Annotated in this window: 22 protein-coding genes and 2 pseudogenes; 13 read left to right on the top strand and 11 right to left on the bottom strand. The window is 71.6% G+C overall.

All coding sequences use genetic code 11. From position 1 onward, the window contains the following. The first annotated feature begins 36 nt into the window (after positions 1-36). A complete protein-coding gene (locus AC07AW_RS17445) occupies positions 37-459 on the top strand; it encodes a MarR family winged helix-turn-helix transcriptional regulator (RefSeq protein WP_478816340.1) in 423 nt (140 codons plus the stop codon). Positions 460-1,036: 577 nt separating this feature from the next. Here the strand turns inward: AC07AW_RS17445 and AC07AW_RS17440 are convergent. After that, positions 1,037-1,408 (bottom strand): annotated as a pseudogene (locus AC07AW_RS17440) (M48 family metalloprotease); the annotation flags it as partial. A 221-nt stretch (positions 1,409-1,629) separates the two neighbouring features. Next, positions 1,630-1,803 carry a hypothetical protein gene (locus AC07AW_RS17435; protein ID WP_478816339.1) on the bottom strand — a complete coding sequence of 58 codons (174 nt, stop codon included), beginning with the start codon at positions 1,801-1,803 and terminating at the stop codon, positions 1,630-1,632. Positions 1,804-2,167: 364 nt separating this feature from the next. Here AC07AW_RS17435 and AC07AW_RS17430 point away from each other — a divergent pair, with 364 nt between their 5' ends. Together AC07AW_RS17430 and AC07AW_RS17425 are read left to right on the top strand one after the other, a co-directional pair. After that, on the top strand, positions 2,168-2,938 hold the full coding sequence (locus AC07AW_RS17430; RefSeq protein ID WP_478816338.1) for a methyltransferase domain-containing protein: 771 nt from the start codon (positions 2,168-2,170) through the stop codon (positions 2,936-2,938). A gap of 124 nt (positions 2,939-3,062) precedes the next feature. Next, the gene (locus AC07AW_RS17425) at positions 3,063-3,248 is read left to right on the top strand and encodes a hypothetical protein (protein WP_478816337.1); all 186 of its coding nucleotides are present in this window, start codon (positions 3,063-3,065) and stop codon (positions 3,246-3,248) included. Positions 3,249-3,331: 83 nt separating this feature from the next. On the opposite strand, the gene AC07AW_RS17420 is transcribed toward AC07AW_RS17425, so the two are convergent. The 3 genes and pseudogenes from AC07AW_RS17420 to AC07AW_RS17410 all read right to left on the bottom strand — a co-directional run. Next, entirely contained in the window at positions 3,332-3,511 is a 180-nt protein-coding gene (locus AC07AW_RS17420; protein ID WP_478816336.1) for a carbohydrate-binding protein, read from the bottom strand. 27 nt (positions 3,512-3,538) lie between these two features. Next, complete coding sequence (locus AC07AW_RS17415) at positions 3,539-4,672, bottom strand: chitosanase (RefSeq protein ID WP_478816890.1); 1,134 nt, start codon at positions 4,670-4,672, stop codon at positions 3,539-3,541. A 96-nt stretch (positions 4,673-4,768) separates the two neighbouring features. Continuing rightward, positions 4,769-5,221: pseudogene (locus tag AC07AW_RS17410) on the bottom strand (discoidin domain-containing protein); the annotation flags it as partial. 706 nt (positions 5,222-5,927) lie between these two features. On the opposite strand from AC07AW_RS17410, the gene AC07AW_RS17405 reads away from it, so the two are divergent. Further along, the gene (locus AC07AW_RS17405; RefSeq protein ID WP_478816335.1) at positions 5,928-6,062 is read left to right on the top strand and encodes a hypothetical protein; all 135 of its coding nucleotides are present in this window, start codon (positions 5,928-5,930) and stop codon (positions 6,060-6,062) included. A gap of 100 nt (positions 6,063-6,162) precedes the next feature. Here the strand turns inward: AC07AW_RS17405 and AC07AW_RS17400 are convergent, their stop codons facing one another. Continuing rightward, positions 6,163-6,729, bottom strand: a complete 567-nt coding sequence (locus AC07AW_RS17400) for a hypothetical protein (protein WP_478816334.1) — start codon at positions 6,727-6,729, stop codon at positions 6,163-6,165. 4 nt (positions 6,730-6,733) lie between these two features. Between AC07AW_RS17400 and AC07AW_RS17395 the strand changes: the two genes are divergently transcribed. After that, the gene (locus AC07AW_RS17395; protein ID WP_478816333.1) at positions 6,734-7,429 is read left to right on the top strand and encodes a discoidin domain-containing protein; all 696 of its coding nucleotides are present in this window, start codon (positions 6,734-6,736) and stop codon (positions 7,427-7,429) included. A 177-nt stretch (positions 7,430-7,606) separates the two neighbouring features. Here the strand turns inward: AC07AW_RS17395 and AC07AW_RS17390 are convergent, their stop codons facing one another. Then, a complete protein-coding gene (locus tag AC07AW_RS17390) occupies positions 7,607-8,818 on the bottom strand; it encodes an ROK family transcriptional regulator (RefSeq protein WP_478816332.1) in 1,212 nt (403 codons plus the stop codon). 422 nt (positions 8,819-9,240) lie between these two features. Beyond that, complete coding sequence (locus tag AC07AW_RS17385; protein WP_478816331.1) at positions 9,241-10,638, bottom strand: APC family permease; 1,398 nt, start codon at positions 10,636-10,638, stop codon at positions 9,241-9,243. A gap of 367 nt (positions 10,639-11,005) precedes the next feature. Between AC07AW_RS17385 and AC07AW_RS17380 the strand changes: the two genes are divergently transcribed. The 3 genes from AC07AW_RS17380 to AC07AW_RS17370 all read left to right on the top strand — a co-directional run bounded on the left by AC07AW_RS17380 (position 11,006) and on the right by AC07AW_RS17370 (position 13,694). Beyond that, entirely contained in the window at positions 11,006-12,205 is a 1,200-nt protein-coding gene (locus tag AC07AW_RS17380; protein ID WP_478816330.1) for an NAD(P)/FAD-dependent oxidoreductase, read from the top strand. 18 nt (positions 12,206-12,223) lie between these two features. Beyond that, positions 12,224-13,180, top strand: coding sequence for a sigma-70 family RNA polymerase sigma factor (locus AC07AW_RS17375; RefSeq protein WP_478816329.1), 957 nt, complete (start codon positions 12,224-12,226; stop codon positions 13,178-13,180). Between the two features lie 184 nt (positions 13,181-13,364). Further along, positions 13,365-13,694, top strand: coding sequence for a TfoX/Sxy family protein (locus AC07AW_RS17370; protein WP_478816328.1), 330 nt, complete (start codon positions 13,365-13,367; stop codon positions 13,692-13,694). 119 nt (positions 13,695-13,813) lie between these two features. Here the strand turns inward: AC07AW_RS17370 and AC07AW_RS17365 are convergent, their stop codons facing one another. Further along, positions 13,814-14,227: an SRPBCC family protein gene (locus tag AC07AW_RS17365; RefSeq protein ID WP_478816327.1), complete on the bottom strand. Its 414-nt coding sequence runs from the start codon at positions 14,225-14,227 to the stop codon at positions 13,814-13,816. Between the two features lie 51 nt (positions 14,228-14,278). Beyond that, a complete protein-coding gene (locus AC07AW_RS17360) occupies positions 14,279-14,695 on the bottom strand; it encodes an SRPBCC family protein (RefSeq protein ID WP_478816326.1) in 417 nt (138 codons plus the stop codon). 108 nt (positions 14,696-14,803) lie between these two features. Between AC07AW_RS17360 and AC07AW_RS17355 the strand changes: the two genes are divergently transcribed. The 3 genes from AC07AW_RS17355 to AC07AW_RS17345 all read left to right on the top strand — a co-directional run bounded on the left by AC07AW_RS17355 (position 14,804) and on the right by AC07AW_RS17345 (position 16,580). Next, positions 14,804-15,115: an ArsR/SmtB family transcription factor gene (locus AC07AW_RS17355; RefSeq protein WP_478816325.1), complete on the top strand. Its 312-nt coding sequence runs from the start codon at positions 14,804-14,806 to the stop codon at positions 15,113-15,115. Then, the gene (locus tag AC07AW_RS17350) at positions 15,112-15,579 is read left to right on the top strand and encodes an SRPBCC family protein (protein ID WP_478816324.1); all 468 of its coding nucleotides are present in this window, start codon (positions 15,112-15,114) and stop codon (positions 15,577-15,579) included. Before AC07AW_RS17355 ends, AC07AW_RS17350 begins: the two co-directional genes overlap by 4 nt. A gap of 644 nt (positions 15,580-16,223) precedes the next feature. After that, positions 16,224-16,580, top strand: a complete 357-nt coding sequence (locus tag AC07AW_RS17345; RefSeq protein WP_478816323.1) for a SpoIIAA family protein — start codon at positions 16,224-16,226, stop codon at positions 16,578-16,580. 50 nt (positions 16,581-16,630) lie between these two features. Here the strand turns inward: AC07AW_RS17345 and AC07AW_RS17340 are convergent, their stop codons facing one another. Next, complete coding sequence (locus tag AC07AW_RS17340) at positions 16,631-16,936, bottom strand: pentapeptide repeat-containing protein (RefSeq protein WP_478816889.1); 306 nt, start codon at positions 16,934-16,936, stop codon at positions 16,631-16,633. Between AC07AW_RS17340 and AC07AW_RS17335 the strand changes: the two genes are divergently transcribed. Next, positions 16,877-17,602 carry an alpha/beta hydrolase gene (locus AC07AW_RS17335; RefSeq protein WP_478816888.1) on the top strand — a complete coding sequence of 242 codons (726 nt, stop codon included), beginning with the start codon at positions 16,877-16,879 and terminating at the stop codon, positions 17,600-17,602. The two genes, AC07AW_RS17340 and AC07AW_RS17335, sit on opposite strands and share 60 nt — an antisense overlap. Before the next feature lie 1,254 nt (positions 17,603-18,856). Beyond that, entirely contained in the window at positions 18,857-20,401 is a 1,545-nt protein-coding gene (locus tag AC07AW_RS17330; RefSeq protein WP_478816322.1) for an HD domain-containing phosphohydrolase, read from the top strand. The last annotated feature ends 7 nt before the right edge of the window (positions 20,402-20,408 follow it).

Raw genomic sequence — 20,408 nt, 5'->3', positions numbered from 1 at the left:
CGGCACAGTGATGCAGGCACCGGGGTAAGGTGCGCTATGCCCTCCACGGAAGCCGCCGCTATCGCCACCGACCTGCGCACTGCCATGGGCAAGCTCACCCGGCGCGTCAAGCATGAGGACCGCATCCCCCTGGGTCAGGCCGCCGTGCTCGGCGCCCTCGACCGCAACGGCCCCATGACCACGAGCGACCTCGCCGCCGATCAGCGCGTACGCCCGCAGTCGATGGCGCGGGCGGTCGGACTGCTCATGGAGCAGGACCTGATCACACGTCGGCCACACCCCACGGACGGCCGCAAGTCGCTCGTCGAACTGACGGACGCGGGCCGGACCGCACTCGAAGCGGAGCGCGGCCGCAGGGCCGGCTGGCTCGCGCAGGCCATCGAGGCCGAACTGACGGACGAGGAACGGGCACTGCTGGCTCGGAGTACGGCACTACTGGACCGGCTCGCCACCCGCTGACACCCCCACAGTGGTGTGTCCGCCTGGTCGCGAAGGAGGCGCCGGTCCGTGATCGTCCGCAGCTGGTTGTCGGCCTGGGCCATGAGTGTGTGTCGGTGCGCGGGCCGTGCGTCCTACAGCGGCAGAGCGGTTCCGTCCGGAGCGAACCGCATGTTGAGGAAGAACGACTCATCCGCCTTGAAGGGGTCGAACACCGCGTTCGCAGTCCGATCGTCGCGCACTGCCAGGCGCTGCCCCGGCGCGCGCGAAGGCGATGGCGTATCGGTGGTTCCTGCGCGCTGTCATGGCCGCGCACGTTCGCTGTCCGCCCGGCCGATTGCCGGACAGCGGGCTGGCGTGCGGCGGACGGCCGGGCGATGAGGCGGCGGATCCGTTCTGAGGGCTCGCCGCCGGTCGCGGCGGGGCCGGCCAGGGGACCGGTGCGGGGCGGGACGCTGCACATCTCCAGGAGGGCGGAGGCGACTGTACGTCCGCCATGGGCGCCGGCGGCCTCGTCGTCGGCGGCCATCTCGGCGAGCCGTCGGACCTGGGACGGGTAGTTGCGGAGGGCTCCGCTCCAGCCGATCGCGGCGATGGCGGTGTCGCCCATGAGGATCGCCCGGTGGTGGCCCTGGCGCAGGTGGGCGCGTTCGTGGCTGATGGTCGCCCCGATCTGGTTTTCGGTGAGGAGGCGCAGCGCCCCTCGGGTGAGGACCACGCGGGCCTCGTCGCCCGCGCCGGGGGGCAGAAGGCGGCGGGCGCCGGGTCGTCGAGGATGTGGACGCCGTCGAGGGAGCCCGGCCGGGATCGGCGGTCGCGTCCATGACGAGGTGGTGGCGCCGACGGACGCGCCGCGTGTCCCGGGCCTGCCGGGCGGCGTGGGCGGCGAGCGCGACCGTGCCCGCGAGGAGCAGCACGGCCGCTCCGTCCGAGACGGCGTCGATGTGCCGGTCGCCGGCGTAGGCGGCATGCAGCCGCAGCTTGTCGGCGTGGAAGAGCCACACGACCCCGTGCTCCCACACGTCATGGGCGGCGAGGGTCAGGACCGTGGCGATGGTGAGCAGGAAGGAGACGGCGCAGGTGTGCCACACCCGCAGCGCTGCCCGGGGGAGTGGGCGGCCCGGGCGGAGCGGGCCAGAGGACGGTCGGCGTCGTAGCCGAGCAGGGCGGCGTAGGCGAGCAGAGCCGTCGTCACGAGCGCCAGTCCTCACTCGCGTTCAGGGCGGCGCGCAGGGCTGCGACCTCCTCCGGGGCGAGCTGTCCGGCGAAGCGGAGCAGCGCGCTGGTGCGATCGGCGGAGGCGTCGAGGACCTGGCCGAGGAGTTCGGCCGTGTAGTCGTCGGCGCCCCGGGCCGCGCTGCGCACCGGCTACCCCTCGCTCCCCACGAAGGCCCGGGAGTGAAGGACCCTACCGCCTTCCCCTCGCCCTCGGCGGTGAAGCCCTGAAGCGCGGAGACCGATCATCTGCGAGCGGATCACCCGACGGCCTACCCAGCGCTGTCGGCCGAGGCGGACGAATGGGGCCAACTGGATTGAGAGGAAAGGAGAATGAACCAGTCGGTAGTGCGGCATAGTGGGCGGTCTCGTGCACCGCTCGGTCTCGTGGGGGAGAGCGGGCCATGTCGGGCGCTCGGGCTCGGTGTGCGAACCAGCAGCCGCGCGGCAATCGACTCCGTCACCCATCGCGCGCCTGTGTCAGCGATTTCACGACCTGAGGGGGAAACAACCGATGAGCACGGCAGAGCGGGGAACGTCGGCGGTGAAGGCAGGGGTCAAGCGGCTCCTGGCACGTATCGGATTCGACATCGTGCGGAGCACCAACAACCGGGGCGGAGTGGACGACTTCATCCCCTTCGAGGCGACGATGCGGGCCGCCCGTGCGGCCGGCCTGCCGGTCGGTGACTACATCGACGAGGTCATGAACGGCACGCCCGGCGCCACCCAGTCCACCATCGACGAACTGCGTGAATTGAAGGTCTTCGCCGCCGACCCGAAGACGGTGCTGGAGATCGGCCCCGGGTCCGGCCGGTACCTGGAGAAGACCATGAAGGAGTGCTCGCCGGGCCGCTATGAGATCTACGAGACCGCGACGCCGTGGGCCGACTACCTCGTGAACACGTTCGGCGTGATTGCCCAGCCGACCGCTGGATCCAGTCTCGCCCCGACCCCCGACGGCAGTGTCGACCTCGTCCAGGCCCACAAGGTCTTCAACACCGTGACCTTCCTCAGCGCCGCGCGCTACTTCTTCGAGATGGCACGGGTCACGCGACCCGGAGGCCGGATCGTCTTCGATGTCATGACCGAGACCTGCCTGGACCCGGCCACGATGCGAACGTGGGCGACGCAGGGCGGGCCCGGCCACGACTCCTACCCGGCCACCATGCCCCGCCAGACCTGTGTGGACCTCTTCGAGACCCTCGGCTGCAGCCTGGAGGCGGGCTTCGTGGCCCCCATGGGTGTCGCCTCCACTGAGGTGCTCGTCTTCAGGAAGAGGGCTTGACCCTCGGACCGGCACCCACGGCCCTCTGCTTACCCAGCGATGATCCGGGGGCCGGCCTCTTGCCCATGAGGCCGATCATTCCGGTCAGCTGGGGCCGGGGCACCGTTCGCGCAGGCTGCCCGGCGTGGTCTTGGACCAGGCCGGGCATGTCGCATCCGCCGGCAACCGCGCGCCGACATTCCGCTGGAGCAAGTCGAACGGTTCACGGGCTCGTTTGCACGCGATGGGCCGCCCGGCCTTCGACGGGATGGGCCACGGATGGCCCCACGTCCTGAACCGCCTCGCCGACACGCTGGACGAGACCGCCTGAGACGCGCCGTGATCGCCGTCGGGATGGACCGAGCGCCGCCCCGCACGCGGAACGCGGGGGCGGCGCCACGGGCGGGGTGTCAGCTAGATGCCGTCGTCACGCCAGACGGCCCAGGAACTCGCGTCGTTCGGCGCGGCTCCTGTGGAGTAGTACGTGGCCGTGTACGTGTGGCCGGCGTACGAGACCAGGTCGCCCGGCGCGTACGAGCGAGTGGAGGACCATGCGGTCGGGCATGCCCCGCCGGCACCCGAACCGGTCGTCACCGTGAGGCACGGATTCTCCAGGGGGTGTCAGGAAGTTATGGAGAACGCCTCGCCGTAGACGCTCCAGTAGAGCGGGAGGTTCAGGTGGAGGTTGCCCTCGTTGAGGAACCTGCGCTGGGCGGTGCTGACCCGTGTGGTGTCGCTGTGTGCCTCCTCCTTGCGCATCTCGGCCTCGCGCTCGTCGAGGAAGGCGTTCAGGAACGTGGTCTCGTTGCCGCCCTGGGCCGGCGGCTTCGCCCGCGAGACGGCACGCGAGCGGATGGCCCGGAAGCCGTCTTCGCCGTGCATCACGGCGGCGTCGTAGTAGGCGAACTGGCCGAGGGCCTTGAGGCCGTCTGTCTTCGCCTGGCTCACGGCCGGGTTGAAGTACACCCGGTCGCGCTCGTCCTCCTGCGTCTGACGGAAGACGGCGTCCTGCGCGGCCTGGCGCCAGGCGTTCTCGAAGGCGGTGCCCAGACCGGCGTGCGAGTCGGTGCCGTTGACGTTCCGCAGCGCCGGGAGGAAGGGCGCCAGCGGGTTGCCGGGCTTCCTGGAGGTGTAGAGCTCGACGAGGTCCAGCATGTCGCCGGTGCCGGAGCAGAAGCCGACGATGCCGGCGGTGTAGCCGCGTCCGTCGTTGATGTCCTCGATGTAGGAGAACTGCGCCCGCCAGTCCAGGGAGGAGTTCTCGAAGGAGGAGACGAGCTTCATGGCCACATCCTTCTTGGCCGGGTCGTCGAGGTTCGTGCCGCTGGACGGCGGGGTCGTGGTGTTGGTGGGGGAGGGGGTCGGGGTCGGCCCGCCGCTGCCGTACGCCTCCGCCTCCCACAGCGAGTAGCCGAACGCGGTGCCGCGCTGGGTGCCGTACACGCGGAGGTAGCGGCCGGAGCCGCTGACGTTCAGGTCGTCAGTGGCGCCGTTGCCGGTGGTGGTGCTGTAGGCCTCGCGCCAGGTCGTGCCGTCGTCGGAGAGTTCGACGCGGTACGCCTTGGCGTACGCGGCCTCCCACTTGAGGACGACCCGGCCGACGGGCTGGACGCTGCCCATGTCGACCCGGATCCACTCCGGGTCGTGGCCCTCGACGCTCGCCCAGCGGGTGGTGGCGGAGCCGTCGACGGCCCTGGCGCCCTCGAAACCGGCCGTCTCGACGGAGGAGGTGGTGACCGGGCGCCCGGCGAGCAGGTTGCCGGTGACGGGCGGGGTGCTGCTGGTGGAAGTCGGGGTCGGGGTCGGGGTGGTGGTGGTCGGGCCGTAGACCTCGATCTCCAGGAGCGAGTAGCCGTACGTGGTGCCGCGCTGGGTGCCGTACACGCGGAGGTAGCGGCCGGAGCCGCTGACCGCCAGGTCGTCGGTGGTGCCATTTCCGCTGGTCGTGCTGTAGGCCTGCCGCCATGTCGTGCCGTCGTCGGAAAGCTCGATGCGGTACGCCTTCGCGTATGCGGCCTCCCAGGTCAGGACCACCTGGCCGACCTGAGTGACGGACCCCAGATCGATCTGGATCCACTCGGGGTCGTGGCCCTCGACGCTGGCCCAGCGGGTGGCGGTGGAGCCGTCGACGGCCTTGGCACCCTCGAAGCCGGCGCCCTCGATCGAGGAGGTCGTCACCGTCTTGCCGAGGGCCAGGTTCGTGCCGACGGCGGAGGCAGGGGTGAGCTGGACGAAGCCCGCGACGAGGCCGCCGGTGAGGCCGGTGGCGGCGATCGCCTGCCAGAGCCTTCTGTTTTCGCGCATGGGGGTGCCTTCCGATCGGGGAGTGGGTGGAGCGGTGAGCGGTGGGCGCGCTGCCCGCCGGAGCGTGCGGGCACAGGGGGGTGAGCGGCAGTTAGGAAGGCTGCCTAACCCCGCCGATGGGCGTCGACGGTACGCAGGCGTTCGGTCACCGCGCAAGACCAGTTTTGAGAACGGGAGTTGACGGGGCGTTGAGAGCGCGTGGACTGATCTGCGCACTCCTTCGCGACGGTTCCGGCCCTCGGGTCTTGCGTGACCACCCGGGCGTCCCTACCCTTCCAGTCATAGTTAGGAAATATTCCTAACGAACGTGATGCGTCGACCGGCACCTCCCCCCATCGATCCCAAGGACTGCCGATGTCCACCGCAAGAGGCCCCCTGGCGGCAGCCGTCGTGGCCGCCATCGCCCTCGGCGGATTCGCCGCATTCCGTCACCTGTGGCGGCCACCGCGACACCCACCCCGGCCGCCGCCACCACGACACTCGCCCAAGCCGCCGCCACGACCGGCGCCACCGCCGCCCTCCCGGACCTGACCAGCGCGAACCGCCGCGCCCCCGTCGCCGGACCCCCCGACTGGAGCAAGGCCGGAACCCGGGGCGGAGCCGCCGGTTCAGGACCGGCGGCTACCTCTGGGTCGGGGCGGCCAACACCACGAAGTTCTACCAGCAGCAGACCGTCACGGACGCGTCGGCCTACACCAACCTCCACATGCGCCGGCAGATCTTCCAGATCGCGGCCGTGGACACCACCAACAGGAACGTCACCCTCGACAAGCCGCTCGAGTACGACCTCCCCCTGAACTCGACCTCGGACGGCTCCGCCGCCATCGGCGGCACGGTCTGACCGAGCCGGGTCACCCCCCTCAAGGTCGTGCAGGGCGTCGGCATCGAGGACCTGAGCATCACCCAGGAACTCGACGGCATGCCGAAGCTCGGCGGCGTACTTACAGCGTCACCGAGGCCGACGCCAAGGCCAACTTCGTCAACATCGCCCCCGAGTACCAGCAGCACGGCATCGCCCTCAAGTGGGCGGCGAACGTCTGGATCCGGCGCGTCGGCACCAAACTGACCGGCTCGCACGTCGTCGTCACCCAGAGCGCCAAGAACATCCAGGTCCAGGAGTCCTCCTTCGAGCGCTCCTGGAACAAGGGCAAGGGCGGCAACGGACACTTCGGCGGCTCACGCGTCTGGGACTCCCTCTCCGCGTACAACACCAGTCGGAACCTGCGCCACTTCACCTTCCAGTGGTCAGCGTCGAACAACGTCGCCATCGGCAACGACTTCGACAGCGACCTGAACCTCCACGGCGGCTGGGAACTCCGCAACCTCTTCGAGAACAACAAGGTCGCGGTCGGCCACGCCAACTCCTCGCAGAACTGCCGAGCCAACTGCGGTGAGAAGGGCGGCGGCGGACCCGGCAGCTCGACCTGGTGGCCCATCTGGTGGGGCGCCGGCCCCAAGGCCGTGAAGCGGTCCGGGGCTACCGGCCCGCAGAACCTCTTCTTCTGCAACGATATGAGCAAGCAGACCACCGCCGGCGGCGCCTTCCAGCCGTACTACCCCGACAAGCAGCGCGTCTACCAGTTCGGCAGCGCGGCCTCGAACCCGTCGGCGTACCAGCACCTCGTCCAGGGCGGGACCACCATCCCGGACTGGGCCGGCAACGAGAACGCGGACTACAGCGCCCCACCGAACGCCGGCGTGAACGCCACCCGCACCGACGCCGCCCCATCCCTGTTCCCCACGTACGACGTGTTCCGGGGCGGCTCGCTCGTCCGGACCGCGACCGGGACCTCGTACACCGACTCGGGTCTTTCCGCGTCCACGGCGTACTCCTACGCCGTCCGCACTCGTGACGCCGCAGGAAACACCTCCGGACCGAGCAGCACGCTCTCCTTCATGACCGCGTCCGGCGGGGGCGGCACCCCGGTGCGCACGGCGGCCGCCTCCTCCGTCGAGGCCTCAGGCTTCGAACCGGCCCTGGCCATCCACGGGGACACCGCAACCCGCTGGGCCGGCGAGGAGGGCGTCGACCCGCAGTGGATCACCGTCGACCTCGGCGCCACCCACACGATCTCCCGGGTCCGGCTCGAATGGGAGGCCGCCTGCGCCTACGTTCGCCTTGCCCGGAACCTTCGCCAACGGCTACGAGACCCACAACCCCTCCACCACGCCGTCCTTCCAGAACGGCTGTGGCAACGTCTGGCGTGACAACCGCTCCGACCTCGGCGGGGTCGGCTCCTGCGCCATCAAGATCACGTCGACGTCGCAGTGTTCCGGCAATCGAACGTCGTGCACGCCGGCAACACCGTGACCCGTGCGACCTGGGGGCTCACCAATATCACTGTCACCCGCTGAGACGGCGCGACCGGGCCGGCCCCGCGGGAGTCACCCCTCCACCGCGGCCGGCACCGTCGCGCCGAAGACCTCCTCGCGGGCCGCCGCCAGCGCCAGTTCGAGGGCACCGCTCAGCACCGGGTTCCCCTCCACCGCCGAGAGCCGGATCGGTGCGCGGGAGTGGGAGAGGACACGCAGTTCCCGGGCGACGAGTGCGCGCAGGTGCTCGCCGCCCGCCGCGCTCAGCCGGCCCGCAAGCACCACGAGCCCCGGGTCGAGGACCGTCACGATGGACGCCAGGCCCATCGCGAGCCGTGCCGCCACCACACGCAGGCCCGCCTCCGCCGCCTCGGCCGCCCGGCCCGAGCCCTCGGTGGCCAGCCGTACGGCCTCCACGACCGCGTCCGGGAAGTCGGTGCCCGGCACCCCGTAGGAGCGCAGCAGGTCGAGTACCGCGTCGCCGCCCGCCAGCTCCTGATAGCCGTGGCAGCCGTAGTGGCCGGCGTCGCGGGCGGTGGCCGCGCCGGGGAGCGGCAGATAGCCGACCTCTCCCGCGCCGCCGAAGAAGCCTCGGTGCAGGCGCCCGCCGATGACGAGCGCGGCGCCGAGTCCCTCGTCGGCCCAGAGCAGCACGAAGTCGGGGCAGTCGGCGGCCGCGTGGGCCTGCTCGGCGACGGCGGCGAGGTTCACGTCGTTCTCGACGACGGCCTGGAGGCCAAGACCCTCGCTGAGGACGCGCTCGACGTCGGGGATCAGCCAGCCGGCCATGTCCTCCTCGCTGGCGTACTCGATCCGGCCGGTCGTCGGGTCGATGGCTCCCTGCACACCGATGACGACGCGTCGCGGCGGCTCCGGGGTGGGCAGGCCGGCCAGAGCCGTACGCAGAGCGCCGAGCAGCACCCCCGGTTCCTTCGTGGTCGGCGTGGGGACCTCGGTCTCGCCGAGGACCGTCCCGGTGATGTCGGCGGTCCGGACGGCCATCCACTCCGGGGTGACGTCGACAGCCGCGACGTACGCCGAGGTCGGTGCGATCCGGTACGTCTCCGGGACACGGCCGGGCAGTCCGGTCCTGACACCGTTGGTGACGACCAGACCGGCCACCTCGAGACGCGCGAGGACCTGGGAGACGGTGGGCTTGGAGAGGCCGGTGAGCTTGCTGATCTCGGGGCGGGTGAGCGGGCCCCGACGGAGCAGAAGATGGAGCGCGGCCCGGTCGTTGATGGCGCGCACCAGCCGGGGCGTCCCGCGGACGAGGTCGGTCATGGGCCCTCCGCACGCAGGTCGTCTTCGCTCGGGTCAGCCTACAGGCGGCCCCGGACGCGGAGATCGCTTACGAAGCCGGTCGTCGCCCGCGGTCCAGTAGGCCCAACTCTCCTGCCATCAGGCGGGCTTCACACCCCGCGCCCGCGCAGAGGCCGACGATCTCACCGGCCTGTTCAGCTACGTCGCCTCAGGACTGTGCGTCAGCCTCCTGCCCGAACGGCTGCGGGACTTCCTCATCCCGGCGTCACCTTCGTCCGGCTGCGGGGTGAGTCGACGTACCTGCAGCCGACCGTGGTCGCCGTACGGCGCCCGGAGGCGGACCCGGCCGTTCTCCGCCTGCTGGAACTGATCACCCGTCGAACTGCCGGGTCGCAGCACTCCGCCGCGGGCTCGAACCGGACTGCGCGACGCCCCGCCGGTCGTCAGGCCGCCTCGGCGCGGGCCTCGATGTCCTCGATGCCGGAGGGGCGGCCGGCCCGGACCCAGCGGAGGTAGAACACCCCGGCGATGAGGAGCGTGGCGGCGAGGGAGAGGACGGGCCAGCCGCGGAGCAGATTCACCGCGAGCGTGAAGGCCACCGCCGCGGCGGCCAGCCCATTGACCCAGGCCAGGGCGGGCTTGGACTCGGCGCGGGCGAAGCTGGCCATGGCCAGCAGGCCGACGAGGAAGCTGACAAACACGGCAACCGCGTAGAAGAGCACCAGCTCCTGCTCCTCGCCGGCTGAGGCCGCGATGATCACGGCGGCCGCCGCCAGGTAGACCACCACGGACCAGTACGGGGCGTGGTGCCGGTTGACCCGGCCGAGGAACGACGGGAGTACGCCGGGTCGGTCCGCGGTCCCGGCCAGCGCTTTGAGCAGGCCGGGACCGGCCTGGAAGGAGGAGCTGGCGGCGGCCAGGAGGAGCAGGGAGCTGGTGAGCTGGAACGCTCCGTAGAGCCAGCCGGATCCTGTGGCAGCCTGGGCGATGTCCGCGATCTGGGTGGAGTCTTCGCCGGGGATGCCGATGTGCAGGCGCACGGCGAGCGCGGTCAGCCCGAGGGTGAGCCCGCCGACGATGACCACCACCAGGGCGAGTGTGCCGCGCCCGAAGCGGCGGCGGTGGGTGTCGTCGAGCTGGCCGAGCTGAGCGATGGCGGTGGAGGGGGCCTCGACTCCGGTGGCCAGGGCCATGGCCACGGGGAAGGCGAGGACCACGGCGAGCGCCGCCGAGCGACCCGGGTCGGTGGAGGCGGGCGCCGCACCCGTGCTGTGCGGGTTGACGAAGCCCTGCACGAGGACCGCCACGGACACCAGCACGAAGAGCACGGTCATCACGGCGAACAGCAGACGTCCGCCGTGCCCGAACCAGGTCAGCCCGGCCACCACGAGCAGCAGGACCAGGGCGAGCGGGATCCGCCAGCCGGCGAGGCCCGGGAAGAGGGCGATCACGGCGCTGGCGGCGGCCGCGATGGAGATCCCGATGGTCAGGACGAAGTCGACGACGAGCGCGCCGATCGGCACGAAGGTCCAGCGCGCCCCGAACGCCCGCCCGGCGGCGGCCGCCGCACCCCCACCCTTGGGGAACCGGCGCACGAGCTGCCAGTAGTTCGCGGTCACGACCACCACAAGGCCCACCACCAGGGACATGGTCGGCAGGAGCAGGGCGAGGTCCCCGTGCAGCGCCCGCAGCGCGGCCTCGATGGCGTAGGCAACGGAGGAGACGGGGTCGGCGATCACGGCGAAGGCGAATGCGAAGAAGAGGACCGAGCGGCGCGGTCCGCGACGGGCGGTGGACCCCGGGCTCGGAGCCGACGCGGCAGGCTGCCGTATGGCGGTCATGAGGGATGCCTTTCGGGCGAGGGCCGGCGCACGGACGTGCCCGTGCGTACCTGACCGCCGACCAGACTTCCCGGCACACCAGGTGTTAAGGGTACGCCAGTACCGCATCAAGGAATAGCCGAAATGCGCTGCCTGGCAGCGCATTTGAGGAGCTGTCGTCGCTCGTGGCCGCAGACCGGCCCGGGCCGTGCCCTCTCCGTCGGCCGGCTGCCGTTCCGGGCTGCGTCGGCAGGAGGGCAACCTCCGGGGAGCCGGCTTCGCCATGACCCTATCGCCATGTGGCCCACATCACATTCGATTTCTGTCAGGGATCGGGTCGCTGTCCCGCTCAATCCGCCGGAGGCAAGCGAACCGACAGGAGAATGACATGAAGCACCGCATCGTCGTCCTCGGCGCCGGCTATGCCGGGGCCTATGTGGCCGGGACCCTGGCCCGCCGGCTGTCCCCGGCGGACACCGAGATCATTGTGGTCAATGCCGAGCCGGACTTCGTCCAGCGGCTGCGGCTGCACCAGCTCGCGGCCGGACAGGAGATCGAGGCTCCGCGGCTCGCCGACGTCTTTGCGGGCACGGAGATCCGGCTGCGTCTGGCCCGTGTCACCGCTGTCGACCCCGAGCGCCAGGTCGTCGCCGTGGCCGACGGCGACGGCGGCGGCGAGCTCGGCTACGACACGCTTCTCTACGCGCTCGGCAGCCACGGCGACGACCACCGGCTCCCCGGCGTGGCCGAGCACGCCTTCGACGTCGCCACCCGGCCCTCGGCGCTGCGGCTGCGCGAGCGCCTGGACAGCCTGGACCGGCGGGGCGAAGGCGGGGGTGTGCTGGTCGTCGGCGACGGGTTGACCGGCATCGAGACCGCCACCGAGATCGCCGAATCCCGGCCGGGCCTCTCGGTGACGCTGGTCGCCCGCGGTGAGCTGGGCGCCACGCTCTCCGCCGGAGCCCGCAGCCACCTGCGCCGGGCCTGCGACCGGCTGGGCATCACCGTCCTGGAGTACACCGGCGTCGAGGCCGTCGAAGCGACGCGGGTGCTGTGCGCCGACGGGACCGTCCTGGCGTCCGACGCGACCGTGTGGACGGCCGGGTTCGCGGTCAGCCCCATCGCCGCCGTCAGCGGGCTGGAGGTCACGGAGAGCGGTCGGATCGTCGTCGATCGCACCATGCGGTCGGTCTCGCACCCGAACGTCTACGCCGTGGGCGACAGCGCCTACGCCGTCGGCGACAACGGCCGCCCGTTGCCGATGTCGTGCGCTTCGGCCGGCTACACCGGCATGCAGGCCACGGCCGCGATCGCGGGACGCCTGACCGGCCGCAAGATCGCGAACACCAAGCTGGAGCACGTGGGCAACCACATCAGTCTCGGGCGGCGGGACGGGATCCTGCAGATGGTCGACGACCACGCGCAGGCGAAGCCCACGTACCTGGGCGGCCGGAAGGCCGCGCGGATCAAGGCGGTCATCCTGAGGATGTCGCTGTGGACCACCTCGCACCCGACCTTCGGCCTGCCCAGGCGCAAGCACCGCCTCACCGCCGCTCCTGATCGGTCCGCCGCCGCGGCGGTGGCGTAGCCCGCTTAGGGTGTCCGCGTGGACACCACCGCAACTGATCGCTTCGACACCGGTCGGTTCGAGGCCAGTCGGAGCCGGCTGGCCTCGCTGGCGTACCGGCTGCTCGGCTCCGCCGCCGACGCCGAGGACGCCGTGCAGGACGCCTTCCTGCACTGGCAGGCCGCCGACCGGCAGCGGATCAACGTGCCGGAGGCATGGCTGACCAAGGTCGTCACCAACCTGTGCCTCGACCGCCTCCGCTCCGCACAGGCCCGCCGCGAACGCACCGCCGGTGCCTGGCTGCCCGAACCGCTTCTCGACGGCGACCCCATGCTCGGCCCTGCCGACACCTTCGAGCAGCGTGAATCGGTCTCCCTGGCCGTGCTCACTCTCATGGAGCGTCTGTCACCCCTCGAGCGGGCCGTCTACGTCCTGCGCGAAGCGTTCTCCTACAGCCACGCCGAGATCGCCGAGATCCTCGACATCACCGAGTCCGCGAGCCAGCAGCACCTCCACCGGGCCCGGCGCCGCATCACCGCCGCGCGCCGCGGCGGCGGCGAAGTCGACCCAGCGTCCGCCCGCAGGATCATCGAGGAATTCCTCGCCGCTGCCTCCTCGGGCAGCACCGAACGGCTGGTGGCGCTGCTCACCGACGACGCGACCGCGAGCTCCGACGGCGCCGGCGGTCTGGCCACGACGCTGCTGCGGTACGACACTCCGCAGCGCATCGCCGCCGTCGTGCGGGCCGGCTTCAAGCCCTCACCCGCGAAGAGGCGACTGGCCGGCGGCGCTCCTGCCATCCACTACGCGCTCGTCAACGGGGCCCCGGCGATCCTCTTCGTGGTCGGCGACCAGGTCGTCGGCTCCACGATGTTCGACATCATCAACGGCAAGATCGCAACCATGTACGGCATCGCCGCCCCCAACCGCCTTGCCCGTCTCGTCGACGCCTGGCGGCAGCACGAACCGGACGCGCCGCTCATCCCCCAGTGGTGACCCGACGCCGACCGCGGCCGGCCCGGCACCCGTGCTGCTGAGAGACCTGTCGGGCGGGCACACCGCCGGAGGGTGGGCGAGGGTACGGGGAGAGGGGACACCTCTTTTCGGTACCGGCGCTCCGTTCTTTTCGGTACCGGCGCTCCGTCGGGCGGATCACGACCCCCTGCGGGACAGTGGGCGCATGACGTACGACGAAGGCCTGGCCCAGCGGATCAGGGAGCAGCTCGGCGAAAGGCCGGACATCACCGAGAAGCGGATGTTCGGCGGGCTGTCCTTCCTGCTGGGCGGCAACATGACCGTGGGCGTGGTGGGCGACGAGCTCATCGCCCGGGTGGGCACGGACCGGAGTGAGGAGGCGCTCGCCCGGCCCGAAGCCCGGCCCATGGACTTCACCGGCCGTCCGATGCGCGGTTGGGTGACGGTCTCGGGCCCGGGGCTCGCGGAGGACTCCGTCCTGCGGCACTGGGTGACGGAGTCGATCGCCTTTGCAGAGACCCTTCCGCCGAAATAGCCCGTGCCGATCGAGCCGGAGTGCGCCAGCTCGGTCGAGGGCCTCGCACGCCCGGGGCGCGAGGCGGCGGAGGCAGTCGCCGAGACCGGCCGCGAGCAGCCGGGTGCACGATCCGGACATCACTCCGAAGCTGCGGTGCGCTCCTCGAGCAGGGCCTTGAGCCGCGCGAGGTCCTTGCGCTGGGCGCGCCGCATGGCCGCTGCCACGACGGGTGCCGCGAGGGAGGCGAAGCCGCTGGGCTCGCCCCTGTTGCGCAGGGTCATGCGGGTGTGGTTCCAGGCCCTCCCGCAGGGCTCCCAGGTGTACGTGGTCTCCATGGGGAAGGGGCCTTCGGCGGTCCCCATGACCAGGCGGCGCCCCGGCTCGTACGCGGTGACCTCGTACGTGTAGGCCAGACGTCGGCCGAGGAAGCCGGCGACGAACGCCATCCGCGACCCGATCACGACGGGGGGTGGGGTCTGCCACTCGACCGACGCGATGTTCGCTCCGGCGCGTGCGAGGGGTCGGCCGCGTAGGCGGCGACCCGCTCGCACGGGACGGTGATCACGGTCTCGGTCAGGACGTCGACCTGCATCGTGGGCCCCTCAGACGGTGAAGAACGGGTTCGGGATGCCCGTCTCGGCGTAGTCCTTGAGTCGGGTCATGAGGATGCCCCAGGTCTCGGTGATCATCGGGATCTCGGCCTCGCCGGCCGGGAAGCCGGAGTGGGAGAAGGCCACACGGGTGCCCTCGGGGGTCCCGGTCAGCTCCCAGGTGATGGTGGTGCCCGCCCAGTGGGGCGGGAAGGCGCCCGCGTTCACCCACACGACGCGGTCCTCGTCGGCCCGGTCGCGGTGGAGCCGGAAGGGCTCGGGGACGCCGGGGAAGTTGAAGAACAGGACCTCGCCCTTGCGGTTGACGTCGTCGGTCCACCAGCCGGTGAGCCCGTCGTGGGTGTCGAGCGCCTCCAGGACGCGGGAGCGGTCGGCGGCGATGTCGGTCTCGTAGGTGACGGCGGTCATGGCGTGCTCCTGGTGGTGCCGGTGGGACCCGTGGGGGATTTATTTGAGTCAAGACTAAAATAAGCCCCTCATGGGCGACAAGCTGAAGCCTGGACTAAAATTCGGAGCGTGGACGCGGTACAGGTGATAGCCGAACCCAGGCGGCGCGAGATCCTTCGGCTGATCTGGGACGACGAGCTGTCCGCGGGCGACATCGCCGGCTGCTTCGAGGTCACCTTCGGCGCCGTCTCCCAGCACCTCAAGGTGCTGCGCGACACCGGCCTGGTGACGCTGCGCAAGGAGGGGACCAAGCGGTTCTACCGGGCCGACCGGGCGGCGCTGGGCCCGCTCGCCGAGTACCTTCAGGCCATGTGGGCCACGAAACTCGACACCCTGGCCCGGCTCGCCGAAGAAGCCGAACGGAACCAGACCCCCTCATGACGACCCCCTCGAAGCCCGTCGGCACCGTGGTCGTGGAGCGGCACATCGCAGCCCGCCCCGAGACCGTCTTCGCGTTCTTCACCGACCGCGAGAAGTGGCTGTCCTGGATGGGTGCCGACGGCACCTTCTCATTCGAGCCCGGCGGTTCCTACCGCACCCGGGTCACCGGCGAGAACACCGCCACCGGCCGCTTCATCGCCATCGACCCGCCCAAGCGGCTCGTCTTCACCTGGGGCTGGGAGAGCGGCCCCATGCCCGTCCCGCCCGGCTCCAGCACCGTGGAGATCACCCTGGAACCCGCCGTCGGCGGCACACTGCTGCGGCTCGTCCACAGCGGACTCCCGTCTCCCGAAGCCTGCGCCGCGCACGCCGAGGGCTGGCAGCACTACGTCGGCCGGCTGGCGGTCCGGGCCGAAGGCGGCGACCCAGGCCCGGACGCCTGGATGCAGCCGCCCGCACATTGACGGCCGCTGCCCGCTCGGTAGGTCGTGATCCCGGCGGCGGCCAGGACGGACGCCGGAGAAGGCGACGCCCCCACCGGACAACGGACTTCACCGCTCTGGAAGAAGCCGAGCTCTTCGGCGAGTACGACACCGGCGGGTGCTCAGCAGGCCACCTCCCAGGGCCCTGATCTCTCGCAGTCCGGTTCACGGATCACACCGCAGGCGAGCACGAAGGCTTCGCGCCGTACGGCCGGCGCGCGCCTCGCTCAGGACGAGGCTTCCGAACTGATGCGACTCGTGCCCAAGCCCCCTTGGTCCTCCAGAAGGAGCCCAGTTCTCGCTGGCGCTCGCGATGCGGGACTTTGCGTCGGAGGAGCTGCCCACCTGCCTCGACAAGGTCGCCGCCTCCGTCGCGGGCGAGCCAGGCGCGCCGGTCACCGCCACCTGCCTCTACGCGGTCTACGACCCGGTCACCCGCGGGGTGGAGGGCTTGTCGGTCTGCAGGAGGGAGATCCGGTCCAGTTGCCCGTACACGGCCTCGGTCGTCTCGCGTCGGCAGCCCGTCGTCGAAGAGGGAGGTCCCGGCGGGCAGGGGCGGTCGTCCCGGAGCGAGGCGGAAGGGCTCGGGACAGGACGGAAGCCGCCCCCACCCGTCGGGGGACCATGTGATCAGTCAGCTCGAAGACCCGCCGAACGGCGTCGTCGGATTCGAGGCGTCCGGGAAGATCTCCGCCGAGGACTACCGGGACACTGTCCTGCCCGCGCTCACCGAAGCAGCCACAGCGGGCGAAGTCCGCTTCCTCCTCTTCGTAGGTGACTTCGACGGCATGAGCGGTGGGGCGCTCTGGGAAGACGGCAAGGTCGGCGTCGAGCGCCTGCGCGCTTGGAAACGCATCGTCCTGGTCACCGGCATCGACTGGATGGCCCACGTGACGTCGCTCTTCGGCTGGATGACCCCCGGCGCGACGAAGACCTTCCCCCTCACGCCACGCGACCAGGCACTTGCTTGGGCCATCGGCTGATCCGAGGGGCGCAAGGCTGGGACGACGGCGGAACCGCCGCTGCCCCGGCCTCAATTTGTGCGCTCCGGGACGGCCCCAGGTCGTTGGACCGAATGCCGCCGCACTCTGCCCGCAGCGCGTCGCCGAATCAGCTGTCCTGCACGGTGAGGCCGATGTGCCGGGCGAGGCGGGTGCGAGGTCGAAGAGCTGGAGGTGCTGATGGTGGCGCCATTGAGTGCTTCGATGCCGGAGGTGATGCCCAGTGCGGTCGCCTCGCGCAGGTCGACCCGGGCGAGGGTGGCCTTGGTGAAGTCGACCTGGTCCAGGGGCGTTCCCGGGAAGGTGACACCCGTCAGGGTCGCGCCGGCGAAGTCCACGTCGCGCAGCAGGCAGTCGGCGGACGGGAAACGGGCTGCGCGGTCGCCAGTGTCGAGTACCGCCGCGTGGGCGCCGGCGGCGGCTGGCCGACCACCCTCACCGACACCGCCCGAGCCGTTGACCAACTGCCGTACCTCGCATCCGAGGCAGCGCCCGGCCGGATCGACCCGTCGCGCGTCGCGTACGCCGGCCACTCCGCCGGCGGCCACCTCGCCCTCTGGGCCGCTGCCCGCCACCGCCTGCCCAACGGGGCCCCAGGCCGCACGGACACCCCACCCGGGATCCTCGGTGTCCTGGCCCTCGCCCCCACTGCCGACGTCGCCTTCGCCGACGAACTCGGCAGCGGCCGGGGCGCGGTCGCCGCCTTCCTCGGCGGCGGGCGCACCGAGGTCCCGGACCGCTACGCCGCAGCCGACCCCGCGGCCCTCGGAACCCCGGCCGGCCGCACGGTCCTCGTTCACGGCACCGCCGACGAGGCCTTGCCTCTTGCGGTGGCCCGTCGCTACGCAGATGCGGTCGGAGCGACGCTCCGCCCGGTAGCCGGCGGCAGCCACTTCGATGTCATGGACCCGGACTCGGCTGCCTGGCCCACGGTGGTCCAAGCGCTACGGGCGATCGTCGGAACAGTCACCTGCGCACGCACCGAAGAAGAGACGAGCAACTGACGTCACCTCAGTAACGCTCGCCCGATGGAGCGGTGGGGACACGGTCGCACCCAGCGCAACCACCCTCGGGAACGCCGCCCGCCAATCGGTACCCGATGGCGGCGGTTGAGTACCGGCCATCAAGTACTGGAGGGGTGAAGGCCCTGGTCTCCACCTGCCACTTGCCGCCGTACGACGGTCATCGATGACGCCCCAGCAGGCTTCCGCGGCACGCTCCGGGCGGGCGGTCCGCCCGGCCTCGCGTTTCGGTCCGCACCGGAACCTGCAGGTCGAGACCCGGGTCGCGCGCCGGGGCGACGAGTGCGGGAACACCCGGAGGGTGCCGGCCGTGCGCATCGAACCGTGGCCTCGCCGACCTCTGCGAGCGACGGGCGGCCCTGCGAGGCCTTCGGCCACATCGCTCACCGGCCCCACCTCCCTACCCCGCGCCCGTTCGGGGGAAGGGCATCCGGGGGGAGCCGACGACGGAGCCGTCCGCGGTGAGCGCCGTGGCTTCCGACGGCCCCGCGCTCCCGAAGCCGATCAGGCGGGCCTGTCGGCGCCGAGCGGACGCTGCCCGGTTTCACGTCCCGGTGCACCAGACCCGCCACATGCGCGGTCGGCAGGGCCTCGGCGAGGGCACCCAGCGCCCGCAGCGACCGCTCCGGCCACCGCCTCCCCGACGCTCCGGTGATGTGGACGGTCACCCCAGCCAGGGGCGACCGACTCCGCGTCCGCCGCGACGACCTCACCCAGTCCACCCGCGACGAGCCGGTGACGCCCAGGTCGGGGCTCGGAGAGGAGGAGCGGTTGCGCCGTGTGCGTCACGTGTCAGCTCGTGACCTTCAACTGGCGGCAGAGCGTGCCCAGTTGGCGGAGGTGTCCGCGTGAGACGTCGGGGACGCAGTGGACCTTCGTGCTGTCTTCGAGTTCAGTCGTGTGATGCTCGGCGAACGTGGAGACCCGACCGAGGCCGGTGTGCGTGGCGCGGCCGAGCTACCCGGCCGGGTCGCTCGGTTCGGGCCACGACGGAGAGCGGCACGCCTTCGCGGCCGGGCGGCCTCAGGACGGCCGGCGCCGACCGCGCGTCGTCCGAGTACGTGAGGCGCTCGGCTGCCCACCACCTCGACGACATCAGCCGTGACCACCCCGGGACGGCCGGGGCGCCCCCGGTCGCTCCCTCGGCCACCGCGAGGAGACGACCGAAGCGCCCGCGGGGCGCCCGGCCGGGCCCGGTGGGAAAATGATCGTGGGCCTGGGGACTGAGGAGTGCCGATGCGGGACCGGCTTCGTCTGGCCGACCTGCTGGCCGCCCTGTCGGTTGCCACCGATCTGGGGATGGGGCAGCCGCCGGAGAAGGCGGTCCGCTCGTGCCTGCTGGCGACCGGTCTCGCGCGGGCGCTGCGGCTGCCCGAGGAGCAGGTCCGGGACGTCTACCTGGCCTCGCTGCTGAAGCATCTCGGCTGTACCGCCACCGCGTCCGTCGAGGCTCGTCTGTACGGGGGCGACGAGTTGGTGTCACGATCGGCCGCCGAGCAGGCGGACTTCGGCCGCGCCGAGGAGGTGCTGGCACTGACGCTCGGCACGGGGCGGGGGACGGGGCTGCGCAGGCCGGCCCTGGTCGTACGGGGTGCGGTGGGCGACCTGCGGCACGGAAGGATGATCTTTCAGTCCGTCTGTGAGGCCGGCTCGCTGCTCGCACGGCGGCTGGAGCTGGGGCAGGAGGTGGAGAACTGCCTGTACCAGCAGTTCGAGCGGTGGGACGGCAGAGGGGCGCCGCGACGGCTGGCGAAGGAGGAGATCTCGCTGCCGGCGCGGATCGGTGAAGTCGCCACCCAGGCCGTTCTGTTCCACCACGCGGGCGGGTCGGACGCCGCCTTGGCCATGGTGGAGCGGCGTGCCGGGGGATGGTTCGACCCGTCGGTCGCCGACGTCTTCCGGCGTCGTGGTGCCGGGTTGCTCGCAGAGATCGATGCCGGGGACCCGTGGGCGGCCGTCCTGGCGGTCGAGCCGTCGCCCGTGCGGTACATCGCCCACGAGGAGTTGGACCGGGTGGCGCGGGCATTCGCGGACATGGTCGATCTCAAGGCCTCATACACCCTGGGGCATTCGGCCGGGGTGGCCGAGCTGGCCGGCCGGGCGGCCCGGACGCTGGGCCTTCCCGATCGTGCCGTCGCCGACCTGCGGGTGGCCGCCCTCCTGCACGACCTGGGCCGCGTCGGCGTCTCCAGCGGGATCTGGGACAAGACCGGTCCGCTGACCAGGCGCGACCACGAGCAGATCCGGCTGCATCCGTACCACACCGAGCGGATCCTGGCCTGCTCGCCCGTCCTCGAACCGCTGGGGCGAACGGCGGGCCTCCATCACGAACGCCTGGACGGTAGCGGCTACCACCACGGACTCACCAGGTCGGCACTTCAGCTGCCGGCCCGGGTGCTCGCTGTCGCCGACACGTTCCAGAGCGCCACGCAGGATCGCCCTCACCGGCCCGCCCGCAGTCCGGCCGAGGCGGCGGACCTGCTGGCCCGGGAAGCGGCCGTCGGCCGCCTCGACGCCGACTGCGTGAGCGCAGTCGTCACCGCTGCCGGGCAGACGCCGGGGCGCCTCAGGCCCGGGCTGCCCGCCGGACTGACCGAGCGGGAGGCCGACGTCATCCGGCTGCTGGCCCGCGGCCTGTCCAACAAGGAGATCGCGAGTCGACTCGTCATCTCGCGCCGCACCGCCGAGCACCACGTCCAGCACATCTACGACAAGATCGGCTGCTCCACTCGCGCTGCGGCCGCGCTCTTCGCCATGGAACACGACCTGCTGCGCGGGTGAACAGCCC

Source organism: Streptomyces sp. NPDC044003, from assembly GCF_056435185.1.
Note: the sequence above shows the minus strand (reverse complement) of the source record. Positions and strands in the feature narration are given on the sequence as shown.

Excerpts from the sequence above, each read along its gene's own strand:
- AC07AW_RS17445 (WP_478816340.1), top strand. The coding sequence starts at position 37 with ATGCCCTCCACGGAAGCCGCCGCTATCGCCACCGACCTGCGCACTGCC.
- AC07AW_RS17395 (WP_478816333.1), top strand. The coding sequence starts at position 6,734 with ATGAGCAAGCAGACCACCGCCGGCGGCGCCTTCCAGCCGTACTACCCC.
- AC07AW_RS17350 (WP_478816324.1), top strand. The coding sequence starts at position 15,112 with ATGACGACCCCCTCGAAGCCCGTCGGCACCGTGGTCGTGGAGCGGCAC.
- AC07AW_RS17360 (WP_478816326.1), bottom strand. The coding sequence starts at position 14,695 with ATGACCGCCGTCACCTACGAGACCGACATCGCCGCCGACCGCTCCCGC.
- AC07AW_RS17390 (WP_478816332.1), bottom strand. The coding sequence starts at position 8,818 with ATGACCGACCTCGTCCGCGGGACGCCCCGGCTGGTGCGCGCCATCAAC.
- AC07AW_RS17430 (WP_478816338.1), top strand. The coding sequence starts at position 2,168 with ATGAGCACGGCAGAGCGGGGAACGTCGGCGGTGAAGGCAGGGGTCAAG.
- AC07AW_RS17370 (WP_478816328.1), top strand. The coding sequence starts at position 13,365 with ATGACGTACGACGAAGGCCTGGCCCAGCGGATCAGGGAGCAGCTCGGC.
- AC07AW_RS17405 (WP_478816335.1), top strand. The coding sequence starts at position 5,928 with ATGCGCCGGCAGATCTTCCAGATCGCGGCCGTGGACACCACCAACAGG.
- AC07AW_RS17385 (WP_478816331.1), bottom strand. The coding sequence starts at position 10,638 with ATGACCGCCATACGGCAGCCTGCCGCGTCGGCTCCGAGCCCGGGGTCC.
- AC07AW_RS17330 (WP_478816322.1), top strand. The coding sequence starts at position 18,857 with ATGCGGGACCGGCTTCGTCTGGCCGACCTGCTGGCCGCCCTGTCGGTT.
- AC07AW_RS17380 (WP_478816330.1), top strand. The coding sequence starts at position 11,006 with ATGAAGCACCGCATCGTCGTCCTCGGCGCCGGCTATGCCGGGGCCTAT.